We start from the raw sequence: 12,783 nt of genomic DNA on the forward strand, positions 1-12,783 counted from the left end.
ATTTTCTCCGGTTACGTCAAAAAGCCGAAGGCCAGGCTACTCGCCTGTCCCCTCGGCTTCACGCCCTTCCAGATGGCGTTTTCGCAATTGTCCGCAGGCCGCTTTGATGTCGCCGCCCATTTCGCGGCGCAACGTCACACTGAGCCCCTGCGCCTCAAGCCAATCTGCAAAGCGTTGTACATGCTTCGCGTCCGGCGGAGTCATCCCCTGTTCCGGAACAGGATTGACCGGAATCAGGTTAATATGGCAAAGCTGCCCTTTTAGCAAACGGCTCAAATTGAGCGCATCAAATTCCCTGTCATTTATTCCGTCGATCAGTGTATACTCATAAGTCACCCGGCGTCCGGTCGCCGTAGCATATCGTCGTCCTGCTTCCACGACTTCTCGGATCGGATACGTGTCATTCATCGGCATCAAGCGGCTACGCGTCACATCATCCGCCGCATGCAGCGAAATTGACAACGTAAGCGGCATCCCTTCGGCCGCCAATCGATCAATCCCCGGTACCAATCCGACCGTAGACACAGCAACCGAGCGTAAGCTGAGGTTTAGACAGTAGGGGGCATGGCAAAGTCGAATAAAGTCGACGACTGCCTGGTAGTTGGCCATCGGTTCGCCCGACCCCATCACGACGATGCTGTTGACGCCTTGTCCGGAAACTTTTAAAAGAGCGTCGGCGAACAGCACTTGGTCAAGGATTTCACCAGTCGTCAGACTGCGGCTCACGCCATTCAAGGTAGAAGCGCAAAAACGGCAGCCCATCGCGCAACCGACCTGCGTTGAAACGCAGACGCTGTTGCCGTAACGGTGGCGCATCACAACCGTTTCCACCGCCATGCCGTCGGCAAAAGCGAGCAAATACTTGCTGGTATCGCCACGCTGGCTATGCTGTTCGTTGATTATCACCGCACGTTGGATTACAAAGACAGAGGCCATGCGTTGCCGCAGTTCCTTGCCGAGATCCGTCATTTCCTCAAAAGCTGTCGCATTACGCTGATACATCCAACGCGCGACTTGTTCGGCCCGATAACTTTGGCAACCTTCGATTGCTTGAAATGCGTTTTTCAATGCGGCCACGTCATATCCGAATATATTTGTTTGCAATGTCTTCTTCTCCTACTTTCGCCGCATGCGGCAAATAAAAAAGCCGTCCGAATCATCCTGTTGCGGCCAAAGCTGCAGCATTCCCGGAGTCTCTGAAACATCGTCCGGCAGCGGCGCGAGGGTGAAATCCGTATGCTGAGCCAAAAACCAGCCGATAACAGCCTGATTTTCCTCTTCTTCCGTCGTGCAGGTACTGTAAACCAAGATGCCGCCCGGTTTAACGCAAGCAGCAGCACTGGATAAGATTCGCCGCTGCAGCTCCGGCAACTCTTTTAACATTTCCGGTTTTTTGCGCCAGCGGGCGTCAGCCCTGCGGCGCAGAACGCCAAAACCAGAACAGGGTGCATCAACCAAGACGCGATCCGCAAGCGAAGGAAATATCGAGTCGACTGCACAGGCATCCTGCAGCATCGGTTCAATATTGGAAAGCCCCAATCGCTCTGCATTCTGATGGATCAATTCCAGTTTATGTTCGTGAATGTCCAGCGCGATAACACGTCCGGTATTTTCCATCAACGTCGCAATATGCGTTGTCTTGCCGCCCGGTGCAGCGCAAACATCAAGGATCAGTTCCCCCGGTTGCGGCTGCAGCCAGTGAGCAACCCGCATCGAACTCTCGTCCTGAACCTGAAACAGACCTTCTTTAAGCGATACCAGGCTAGACAAGGCCGGGTGCGCATGGATCACAACGCCTTCCGGCACTGCACTTGAAGCCTCCGCAGTAACCCCTTCTTGCGCCAAACGCGCCAACAGTTCCTCGCGCGAAATTTTAAGCGTATTTGTCCGTACCGTCAGCGTCGGCGTCACATTGTTGATCCTGCAAAGTTCTTCCACGGCTTCGCGGCCGAGCCGTTTCAGCCAACGTTCTACAATCCAGAGCGGATGACAATATTTCCGAGCCAAAAACAGCGCCGGCTCTTTTTTCTCGTCCGGATAGACAATGCGTTCCGGTTGGCGCGCAATCGTACGCAATACGCCATTGACAAATTTCACCGTTCCGGCATGTCCGTAGATTTTGGCGAGTTCAGCCGCTTGGTTGCAAGCCGCCGAAGCAGGAACCTTATCCATGAAAATCAACTGGTAAATTCCCATTCGGAGCACATTGCGAATCACTGGCGGAATCTTACTAAGTGGACGCGCAACGTAAATCGACAGCATCCAGTCCAGCGTCTCGCCTGCCTTCACAGTTCCGTAGACTAGTTCCGTCACAAATCGTCGATCCTGATCCTGCAGCGAGTGACGGGTTAATTCTTTAGCCAACGCTATATTCGCATAAGCGCCGTTATTTTGAACCTCATTAATAATTCGCAGGGCAATTTCCCTTGCTTTCATGTTTGCACCTCATTATTTAACGACAAACTCCCTTACCGCTTCATCCACCTTATCTACATCGATGCGGGTGTTGCAGCATGGGCCGAAGGGCCGTTCATTTAATACACCGATTACCGGCAATGGAAATACATCCTGGATGCCGCTCGTCAAATCGCGCTCGCAGGCAATTGCAAGAACCGCTTTCGGGCGCAAACCTTTGATAACTTTGCGCGCCAGGGTTCCTCCCGTGACAACCGCCAGATGGCAGCCATGACGCCGCGCGATTTCCAACAGCTCGCCAACCTGACAGCGGCCGCAGTTTTTGCAGTTTGAAACATCGTGCGTAATTTTATGTGGACAGCTCTCATGCTGCAGGCAATGCGGCGTAAGAATCAACAGCCGCTCCGGCGGCACGTGTATGCCCCGATTCTTTACCAAATGATTGCTGGCTTCAATGAAGGAACGTTCGATGCGTTCCTTGTCTACATCCAACAAGCGTCCGATTCTGATTGCCAAGGGAAACAGTAAGTTGACTGCCGACCAGGCCGGAGCTTGGAACATGGTGAGCGTAGGAAAACCGGCAATCGTCAATATGACGCCGCCGATTCCCACCGCTAGAACCAAGAGAAAAAAAGCCAATGCCCAGCCCAGCAGCACCGGCAGATATGCACTTATATTCGCCAACCCCGGAAAACTCACTACCCATAAACCATAGGTAGACATGGCCGCAAGCAGCAAGCTTACCAAAATGAGCGCCAGAAACAACCGTTTCTTCGGTCGAACCATCGCATTAATCACAACGTCACCTTCTATGCTAAAATCATGCCCGGCTTGACCTGGTAGCCGGTTGCAAACTCTTTCGCCGTCATGCGACGTTTCGATTCCGGTTGCACTTCAAGCAGTTCAAGTACCCCCTGACCGGTAGCGAGCCAGAAACCATTCTCCGTCATAGCCAAAACTTCTCCAGGCTGACCGCCCAACTCCGTCAGTGCACTATCGATTTGTTTTGTTCGCCACACTTTAAGATTCTTATTCTGAAATGTTGTATATGCACCCGGCCAAGGATTGAGGCCTCTGACGCGGTTATGAAGCTGCTGCGCCGACAGAGTCCAGTCAAGACGCTCCATGTCGCGCTTTAGCATCGATGCATAGGTGGCATTCTCACCCTGCGGCAGGCGCGGCGCTTTGCCGTCGAGCAAGAGACACAGCGTCTTTGAAAGTAGCTTCGCCCCCATTGCCTGTAACGCATCATGCAGTTCACCGGTTGTCATATCGGGGTCAATCGACAATTCTTCCCTTAAAATCATATCACCCGTATCCATTCCTACGTCCATATGCATTGTGGTAACGCCGCTCAGCGTTTCCCCTTCCATAATCGCCCAATGAATTGGAGCCGCACCGCGATACTTCGGCAACAATGAGGCATGCACATTAATACAACCCCACTTCGGCAGATCCAAGAGAGTCTTCGGCAAAATCTGACCGTAGGCAACGACGACCATGATGTCCGGCTGCAGCGCCATCAGACTTTCCAGCGCTTCCGGTTCGCGAATTTTTTTCGGCTGCAGGATTTCAAGGCCATGCATCAATGCCGCCTCTTTGACCGGCGAAAAAGTGACCTTCTGTCCCCGTCCGCGCGGCCTATCGGGCTGCGTCACTACTGCGACAATCTCATAGCCTTCTTTGACCAGTATATCCAAACAGGGAACGGCGAAATCCGGCGTTCCCATAAAAACAACACGTGTCTTATTCATCTTTTACAACCCTTTCTGCAGAGTCTGTGCTTTTTCAATAAATAAAATCCCCTGCAAGTGGTCAATTTCATGCTGCAATACCCGTGCGAGGAAACCTTCCGCATTAATGCGAACCTTACGCCCGCTGCGGTTCAAGCCTTCGACAACTACTTTCGTACACCGTTCCACATCACCAAATACACCCGGTACGCTCAGGCAACCTTCTAGCCCCGTTTCCGAACCTTCACTTTTTAGGATCGACGGATTAATCACTTCAAGCAATCCATCTCCGGCATCAACGACGATGATTTGCAGCGACATGCCAACCTGCGGTGCGGCTAAGCCTACGCCATCCGCTTCATACATGGTTTCTGCCATGTCGTCGAGCAATTTTTTAATTCTTTTATCTATGCGTTCCACCGGCAAAGCCTGTTTCTTTAAGACAGGATCACCGGCTTTGCGGATTTCCAGCATCGCCATATCCGGCTACCTCCTAGGCATCATTGATATCTTCACAAATTCTATCATAAGTATTTAGAAAAATCCACGAAAAACGGACGACTTCCTGCCTCAAACTCATTTCTCTCACAATAAATTAAGCGGGTCAACATCGACTGCCACAGCGGGAAAACGTTCCAATAGCAAGCTCTGCAGCGCCGCCTTCCATCGCCCAAGCTCGCTTCCCTTGAGCAGTACCTGCATCCGAAATCGATTATTCACACGATATAGCGCCGCCGGGAATGGGCCGAGAAGCTGCCCGTCGAGCATGCCGGGGAGACTTCTTACCGCTGCGGCAAAATCGTTTGCCAGCCGCGCCACCGCTTCCTCTTTTTCACCACTCAGCATGAATTTGACCATTTCACTGCACGGCGGATATTTAAGCGCCTGACGATGTTCGATTTCCTGCTGATAAAAAGCTTCATAAGACTGGAGCGCGCCAGCCTGCAATGCATAATGTTCCGGTTGATAGGTCTGCACGACAACCCGGCCCGGTTTTTCGCCGCGGCCGGCCCGGCCTGATGCTTGCGCCACCAAAGAAAAGACCCGTTCGGCAGCACGAAAATCCGGCAGGTTCAGTACGCTGTCCGCCGCGAGAATTCCGACAGCCGTCACATTTTTGATATCATGGCCTTTGGCCACCATTTGCGTACCTAGCAAAATATCATATTCGCCACTGGCAAACGCCTTTAAGATGCGGTCATGTGAAAATTTCGCTCCGGTCGTATCCTGATCCATGCGAACCACCCGCGCGGTCGGCAGTAATTTGTGCAGCTCCTCTTCCAGTTTTTGCGTTCCCGTTCCAAAAAAGCGAATATAGCGGCTGCCGCATGCCGGACACACATCCGGCGTCGCATGATTGGCCTGGCAATAATGACACTGTAACCGTTTGCTTGTTTGATGATATACCAATGAAACATCGCATTTTTCACAAGTCATCACATGACCGCATTCACGGCAGAGAACAAACGTCGAATGGCCGCGGCGGTTAAGCAGTAAAATCGCCTGCTCACCCGCCGCTAGCGCCTCTTCCAACAATTCACGCAGCGCCTGCGAAATAACCGAGCGACGCCCAGCTTTCAATTCAGCGCGCATGTCGACCAACGCAACACTCGGCAAAGCCGCTCCGTCTACCCTTTCTTTCATGACCAACAAACGCTGTTGATCGGCCAATGCCGAGTGATAACTTTCGAGCGATGGCGTCGCGCTGCCCAGCAATAGGACGGCGCCCGCTTCACTCGCTCTTGCTTCCGCCACTTTTCTGGCATGGTAGCGCGGCGCTTCTTCTTGCTTATAACTAAATTCATGTTCCTCATCAATAATAACCAGGCCAATATCTGTGAGCGGCGCAAAAAGTGCGGAGCGTGCACCGATCGCGATGCCGGCCTGCCCCTGACGCAGTCGTTTCCACGCATCAAATCGCTCGCCTGCCGAAAGCTTGCTATGGATAACCGCAACATCATCGCCAAAGCAGTCACGAAAGCGAGCGACCATTTGTCCGGTCAAAGCAATCTCCGGCACTAGCACAATAACCTGCCGCTCTTGCCGCCTAGCCGCTAAAGCGGCCAGGATATAAACCTGAGTCTTACCGCTGCCGGTGATGCCATGCAGTAAAAACGATTCATGGGCGCGTTTTTCAAGCCCCGCTTCAACCGCATTTAAAACAACCTGTTGTTCCAACGTCGGCGGAAAATTTTGGCACTGCGTTTCTTGGGCGGCATAGCTGTCGCGCATAATTTGCCGACTTTCCAGTTTCGCTATCCCATCTTCGACCAAGCGGCGGCATTGCACCGTGTCAAATCCCTCTTCCCGCAGCTGCGCCAGCGCTATTTCCGGCTGTTGCAAGAGGCGATCAATCAAGCGTTGCCGAACCGGCGCTCGCTTGGCATTTTCCCGGTACGCGACAATCGTTTCGCTTTCTCCGATCCGCACCAGCCAGTTTTGATATTTAGCGTGCAAGCGATTGCTGCCGCCGCGCTGTACGTCTAACCAGCCTTTGCGCTGCCACTGCGCTAATATATCGAGTACGCCTGTTCCAAAACGCGCACGCAACTTAGCTGCCGGTACGAAAGCCGTAGAACGAAGCGCCGCAAGCAACTCGTCGCTTGCGTCAGGAAATAGGCTTGGCGCCGAATCGCTCAAACGATAATAAAGTTCTCGTTTAAAGCCGGTCTTTCCCGGTATAAAAAGGCGCATCGCTTCCGTCAGACTGCACAGATAATATTCGCTCATCCAACGCGCGGTGTGGAGCATATTGACGTCAAACCAAGCTTCATCATCGGGCACTTCCGCAATTTCCCGCAGCTTCTCCGCCTCCGTCGCCTCCGCTTCTCGCACCGCCACGACAAAGCCTTCGCACATGCGGTTTTGCACGGGCACGATAACCCGCCAACCATCTGAGACGAGTGCTGCATCATCTGGAATCAGATAGGAAAACGGTTTGGATAAGCTGCGCGTATTAATATTCAACAGCACTTCTGCGACTCTAAACATGGCCCCTCCTGCAAGTAACGGCTGATTTTAAGACGCAAGACATGCTCCATGCCTCACGTCCGATACCGCACTAACGAAAAGAAAAGGGTCTCCTCCGAGCCCCTTTTCTTCGCAATATCTATTCTATTTCGCCGGACAGGAACTAAAGACCTGCTTCCTTGCGGAGAATTTCAGCCTTGTCGGTTTTTTCCCACGGCAGCTCAACATCGGTACGGCCAAAATGACCGTAAGCAGCTGTCTGACGATAGATCGGGCGACGCAGATCGAGCGTCTTGATGATGCCGGCCGGACGCAGGTCAAAATGTTTCTTAACCAGGCTGGCAATCAACTCTTCGTCAACCTTAGCTGTGCCAAATGTTTCGACCAGAATAGAAACCGGATGCGCAATACCAATCGCATATGCCAATTGGATTTCGCATTTCTCGGCCAGACCAGCCGCTACGATGTTCTTTGCAACATAACGCGCCGCGTAAGCCGCAGAACGGTCGACCTTTGTTGGATCCTTGCCGGAGAACGCACCGCCGCCATGACGAGCCATACCACCGTAAGTATCGACGATGATCTTGCGGCCAGTCAAGCCGGCATCGCCTTGCGGTCCGCCGATGACGAAACGACCGGTAGGATTGATGTAGTATTTCGTTTCCGCATCAAGGAATTCGGCGGGAACGATCGGTTTGATCACATGTTCGATCAGGTCTTTTTCGATCGTAGCCAGGTCCACTTCGGGACCATGCTGCGTAGAAATAACGATTGTGTCAACGCGAACCGGTTTGCCGTCGACATATTCAACCGTAACCTGAGTCTTACCATCGGGACGCAGATAATCGAGCAGATTGCTCTTGCGCACTTCAGAAAGACGACGCGACAACTTGTGCGCCAGCGAAATCGGCATCGGCATAAGTTCCGGCGTTTCATTGGTCGCATAACCGAACATCATGCCTTGGTCGCCCGCACCGATGAGATCGGCCTCATCTTTGCCGCCTTTTTTTGCTTCCTGCGCTTTGTCAACGCCCATCGCAATGTCAGACGATTGTTCATCAATCGAAATCAACACGCCGCAAGTGTCGCCGTCAAAGCCAAACTTAGCCCGCGTATAACCAATTTCTTTTACCGTTTCCCGAACCAGTTTCGGAATGTCCACATAGCATTTTGTGCTGATTTCGCCCACCACATGAACCATACCGGTCGTCACTAATGTTTCGCAGGCAACACGGCCCATCGGATCTTGTGCCAAAATCGCATCCAACACGGAATCGGAGATTTGGTCGGCAATCTTATCCGGATGTCCCTCCGTTACCGACTCTGAAGTAAAGAGTACGCGTTTTGTCGTCATTGCACTATATACCCCCTCGTTTGATTTTAATTTTTTTAAAACAAAAAACCTCCATAGGGAGGTTTACGTTTCCTCGCCCATCTCGCGGTCATACTGCCGCTGGAATTGGCACCGTTTTAGCACGGGGCTAATGGTTGCCGCGGTTTCATCGGGCCTATCCCTCCACCAACTCTTGATGAGTTCCATATACAATTTTACCGAATTGTATTGTACCAAATGTACATCTATTTTTCAAGTTTATTTTTCCGCTAATTTAATAATTCTTTTCAGCAGTTCTATTGCCAGACTTTGTTTGTCCATCTGCGGCAAGTCTTCTTGGTGTCCATTCGCATACAACAGTTTCACGATATTCGTGTCGCTGTTGAAGCCCGCCCCCGGCAAACTTACATCATTGGCGACAATCATATCCAGACGTTTGCGTTCCAGTTTGCCGCGTGCATGCGTGAGCAACTCCTGCGTCTCCGCCGCAAAACCGATTAACAGCTGTCCGGCTTGCTTGCGTTGGCCCAGTTCGGCTAAAATGTCCGGATTCTTTTCCAGCACCAGCGTCAGCTGCTCCGCCTGTTTTTTTATTTTATGCTGCGCAGCCGTTTGCGGTCGATAATCGGCAACCGCCGCCGCCTTGATCGTAATATCGCTACCGGGGAATTCTTCCAGTACCGCCGCCATCATTTCCTGCGCCGATTCCACCCGGATCACTCTGACGCCCGCCGGATCGTCAAGCGCCACAGGTCCGGAGACTAGGACGACTTCGGCGCCAAAACTTGCCGCAGCGGCCGCTAATGCATAGCCCATCTTGCCGCTCGAACGGTTGCCGATATAGCGCACCGGGTCAATCGCTTCGCGCGTACCGCCCGCCGTGACCAGAATTTTTTTTCCAGCCAAAGGCAACTGCGGACACAATAACTCGATCACGGCATCAACAATCCGTTCCGGTTCCGGCAAACGTCCCGGACCTTCCACGCCGCAGGCCAACATACCGCAATCCGGCTGCAGAAAACGATAGCCAAGCGCAGTCAGTTTTGCTATGTTTTGTTGAACGATCGGATTTTGGTACATATTACTGTTCATTGCAGGCGCCAATAAAACCGGCGCCGTCGTAGCCATCAGCGTGGTCGAAAGGCTGTCATCGGCCAAACCATTAGCCAGTTTTCCGATTAAATTAGCCGTCGCCGGCGCAATCACGAAACCATCGGCCCGCAGCGCCAACGCGATATGTTCCACATTCCAGCTCTTCGGTTCATCCCACATGTCAACGACAACCGGATTGCCGCTGATTTCCCTAAAAGTCAGCGGCGTAACGAAATTCGTCGCGCCCCGACTCATAATCACCTGCACTTCAGCCTGCTGCTTGCGCAGACGACTGACCAGTTCCACCGCTTTGTAAGCGGCTATGCCGCCGGTGACTCCTACAACGATGACTTTGCCTGTCAACATAGCAGTGCCTCCTATTTGATGCCGCTTTTCGTCCTTTCATAGGACACCTTGTCTTGCGCAATTTCTTCCAGCGCAATCGTCACATGTTTGTGCGACGGGCATTCCACCAACGCTTGCGCTCCATCCATAAGTTCCCGTGCCCGTTTGGCAGCCAAAACCACCAACGTATATTTGCTGTCCACTTTCTTTACCAAGACGTCTAATGATGGATTAATCATAATGTCCTCCTCCGACTATTTAGCCCAACTGCAATTGCAGTTTTCTTAACAGGAAGTATGCAGCACTTCGTCCACAACATCCAGATTCCGCTGCACACGACAACGCTCGGCAACAATGATAGCACGAACTTTATCTACGGCTTGATCCAGCTGATCGTTGACGACCACGTAATTGTATTCGCTGGCACAAATTAATTCTTCTTTCGCACAGCTCAAGCGTCGTTCAATCACATCCGGCGCATCTGTGCCTCGGTTATAAATCCGTTTCGACAATTCTTCAAGCGACGGCGGCACGATGTAAATGAAAATACCCTCGGGGAATTTTTTTTTCACCTGCAATGCCCCTTGGGTATCGATTTCCAAGACCACATCTTTGCCGGAAGCCAACATCTCCATAACATAACTGCGCGGTGTACCGTAGTAATTTCCGTATACCTCAGCCCATTCCAGCAGGTCATCCTGCTCAATCATTGTTTCAAACTGGGCTTTAGCAACAAAAAGATAGTTTACGCCATCCACTTCGCCGGTACGAGGCGCGCGCGTGGTGGCAGAAATAGAATATTGCAAATCGCAATGTTGTCGGAACATTTCCTGACAGATTGTTCCCTTGCCGGCACCGGAAGGCCCGGATACCACGATTAAATTGCCCTTCCTTGCCATTCGCCTATCGAGCTCCTTCCGCTTTACTCTGCACCTTCATCGCTATCCTTGCTGGCCAACCGATGGGCTACGGTCTCTGGTTGCACTGCCGAAAGGATAACATGATCGCTGTCCGTGATGATCACGGCGCGCGTCCGGCGTCCATAGGTAGCGTCAATCAGCATGCCGCGGTCCCTCGCTTCTTGGATGATCCGCTTAATGGGCGCCGACTCAGGACTGACGATGGAAATAATTCGATTCGCGGAGACAATGTTTCCAAAGCCGATATTGATAAGTTTAATTTCCATAGGTATGTTCCTCCTGCCTTTCCCTAGCCTGGCAAAAACCGGCTTATTCGATGTTTTGAATCTGTTCTCGCATCTTTTCAATTTCACTTTTCATATCCACGACTAAATTAGCAATCATATAATCGTTTGCCTTTGAAGCAATGGTATTTGTTTCGCGGTTGATCTCCTGCACCAAAAAATCCAACTTTCGTCCCACCGCATCCGTACTCTGAAGTGTAACACGAAACTGCTTCACATGACTTTTTAAACGAACCAATTCTTCCGCAATACTGATTTTATCGGAAAAAACAGCCGCTTCCTGCAGGATTCTGGCTTCATCCGGTTCTGCACCTACGGCTTGCAACATTTCGCGCATCCGGTCGAGCATTTTTTTCCGGTACTCTTCGAGCACTGCCGGCGCGCGTTCTTCAACCTTCTCAATCTGCAGCAGCAACATCGCCAAGCGCCCATCTAGATCCTGTGCCAGATTGGCCCCTTCTGTACGACGCATTTGCATCAAATTGTCGACAGCCTCGCCAATAGCCTCGCCAAGCTTAAGCCAAAGCAATTCGACGTCTTCCGTCTCTTCTTCGACTTGAACAACGTCTGGATATTTAGCCACTTGATGCAAACTGTCCGTCAGAGGCGTTGCAAGCAAATCAGCCAATTCTCTTAAAGCATTATGGTACGCGATAGCCAACTCTTTGTCAACCCTTATACGACGCTTGGCATGCGCATATTCATCCATCGTGATAAAGATGTCGATTCGCCCGCGCGACATCTGATCCGCAACCTTACGCCGGATTCGATCTTCCAAGGGGCCCAATGTTTTTGGCATACGAATCGAAAATTCATTGTAGCGATGATTCACCGCTTTTATTTCCACTAAAAAACGGTGCGAACCATCTAAGAATTCACCCCGTCCAAAGCCGGTCATACTCTTGAGCACGCAAGTGCCTCCTCTCCTGGTCCAAATTCATCATTTCGCTATATTTCGTCGTTTTTGGGGCAATTCCTCTTTTTTTCATTTGATCCTCGTTAAATCAAATGAAAAAGAATGCTCCCGTCCGTCGCCGGTAAACAATGACAAATTAGCACTTTCCGAAATTTTAACGCTGCGGTCGGCAAAATATACATAGCAGTTCGCCTTCAGGTAACTTTTCCCGCCATGGCTGACTTGCGGCAACTTGCCTTCCGGCCAGACCAGGCGATAGGGTTGCACGCTACTTTTCGTCTGCTGCAACGCAACTTTGGGCGCATGCTTAAAACTCTCTTCCCCGGAAGCGAACAGCACAACGCTAAAGGTAAGCGTTCCGTTATAATCGGCCAGCGCTTTTTCACTATCGGCAAGCGCAACATTCTGGCCACTCAACGTCCGTTCTCGTGCATCGACCGCAATGACGAGGTACGGCGTATAAAGATAAGCCTGCGCTTCCGGATACGCCGTCACCGTCTTGGTCAGCACGCCCTGCCATGGGTGAATGAATTCCTGAAAAGCCAGATGCGCATTGCTTCTTCCGTATTCCTGCGCCTCCCTGATCGCTTTTGCATCAATCAGTGCCATCGCGGAAGCCGTCGCCACTCCACTGAGCAGCAAAAAAAAGATCACTGCGCATGCTAGCCTTTTTTTCATAATCATCCCTCCAGCAAAATCTCTACACGTGGATACATCGCCATACGCAGCACGGTTTAATAATAAGACTTGAAATTCCGCTTTCTAACCTTATTTT

At 51.6% G+C, this 12,783-nt stretch carries 13 protein-coding genes and 1 riboswitch; all 13 genes read right to left on the reverse strand.

The annotated features are described in order from the left end of the window. Positions 1–36: 36 nt before the first annotated feature. The 13 genes from rlmN to QTL79_RS08590 all read right to left on the reverse strand — a co-directional run bounded on the left by rlmN (position 37) and on the right by QTL79_RS08590 (position 12,686). A complete protein-coding gene (gene rlmN, locus QTL79_RS08530; protein WP_346354545.1) occupies positions 37–1,104 on the reverse strand; it encodes a dual-specificity RNA methyltransferase RlmN in 1,068 nt (355 codons plus the stop codon). 12 nt (positions 1,105–1,116) lie between these two features. Then, positions 1,117–2,436, reverse strand: a complete 1,320-nt coding sequence (gene rsmB / locus QTL79_RS08535; RefSeq protein ID WP_346354546.1) for a 16S rRNA (cytosine(967)-C(5))-methyltransferase RsmB — start codon at positions 2,434–2,436, stop codon at positions 1,117–1,119. Positions 2,437–2,448: 12 nt separating this feature from the next. Beyond that, the gene (locus QTL79_RS08540) at positions 2,449–3,213 is read right to left on the reverse strand and encodes a DUF116 domain-containing protein (RefSeq protein WP_346354547.1); all 765 of its coding nucleotides are present in this window, start codon (positions 3,211–3,213) and stop codon (positions 2,449–2,451) included. Positions 3,214–3,224: 11 nt separating this feature from the next. Further along, positions 3,225–4,169, reverse strand: coding sequence for a methionyl-tRNA formyltransferase (gene fmt / locus QTL79_RS08545; protein ID WP_346354548.1), 945 nt, complete (start codon positions 4,167–4,169; stop codon positions 3,225–3,227). A gap of 3 nt (positions 4,170–4,172) precedes the next feature. Continuing rightward, complete coding sequence (gene def / locus QTL79_RS08550) at positions 4,173–4,628, reverse strand: peptide deformylase (RefSeq protein WP_346354549.1); 456 nt, start codon at positions 4,626–4,628, stop codon at positions 4,173–4,175. Positions 4,629–4,733: 105 nt separating this feature from the next. Beyond that, positions 4,734–7,139 carry a primosomal protein N' gene (gene priA / locus QTL79_RS08555; RefSeq protein ID WP_346354550.1) on the reverse strand — a complete coding sequence of 802 codons (2,406 nt, stop codon included), beginning with the start codon at positions 7,137–7,139 and terminating at the stop codon, positions 4,734–4,736. A gap of 142 nt (positions 7,140–7,281) precedes the next feature. Then, complete coding sequence (metK, locus tag QTL79_RS08560) at positions 7,282–8,472, reverse strand: methionine adenosyltransferase (protein WP_346354551.1); 1,191 nt, start codon at positions 8,470–8,472, stop codon at positions 7,282–7,284. 74 nt (positions 8,473–8,546) lie between these two features. Continuing rightward, positions 8,547–8,654: riboswitch (SAM riboswitch) on the reverse strand. Positions 8,655–8,709: 55 nt separating this feature from the next. Further along, a complete protein-coding gene (coaBC, locus tag QTL79_RS08565) occupies positions 8,710–9,909 on the reverse strand; it encodes a bifunctional phosphopantothenoylcysteine decarboxylase/phosphopantothenate--cysteine ligase CoaBC (RefSeq protein ID WP_346354552.1) in 1,200 nt (399 codons plus the stop codon). A gap of 11 nt (positions 9,910–9,920) precedes the next feature. After that, on the reverse strand, positions 9,921–10,127 hold the full coding sequence (gene rpoZ, locus QTL79_RS08570; RefSeq protein WP_346354553.1) for a DNA-directed RNA polymerase subunit omega: 207 nt from the start codon (positions 10,125–10,127) through the stop codon (positions 9,921–9,923). A 45-nt stretch (positions 10,128–10,172) separates the two neighbouring features. Beyond that, positions 10,173–10,787, reverse strand: coding sequence for a guanylate kinase (gene gmk / locus QTL79_RS08575; RefSeq protein ID WP_346354554.1), 615 nt, complete (start codon positions 10,785–10,787; stop codon positions 10,173–10,175). A gap of 23 nt (positions 10,788–10,810) precedes the next feature. Beyond that, positions 10,811–11,074, reverse strand: a complete 264-nt coding sequence (remA, locus tag QTL79_RS08580; RefSeq protein ID WP_346354555.1) for an extracellular matrix/biofilm regulator RemA — start codon at positions 11,072–11,074, stop codon at positions 10,811–10,813. Positions 11,075–11,117: 43 nt separating this feature from the next. After that, complete coding sequence (locus QTL79_RS08585; protein ID WP_346354556.1) at positions 11,118–12,002, reverse strand: YicC/YloC family endoribonuclease; 885 nt, start codon at positions 12,000–12,002, stop codon at positions 11,118–11,120. A 75-nt stretch (positions 12,003–12,077) separates the two neighbouring features. Further along, positions 12,078–12,686, reverse strand: a complete 609-nt coding sequence (locus QTL79_RS08590) for a hypothetical protein (protein WP_346354557.1) — start codon at positions 12,684–12,686, stop codon at positions 12,078–12,080. Positions 12,687–12,783: the final 97 nt, after the last annotated feature.

This window comes from Azotosporobacter soli (assembly GCF_030542965.1).
Classification (GTDB): Bacteria; Bacillota; Negativicutes; order SG130; family SG130; genus Azotosporobacter; species Azotosporobacter soli.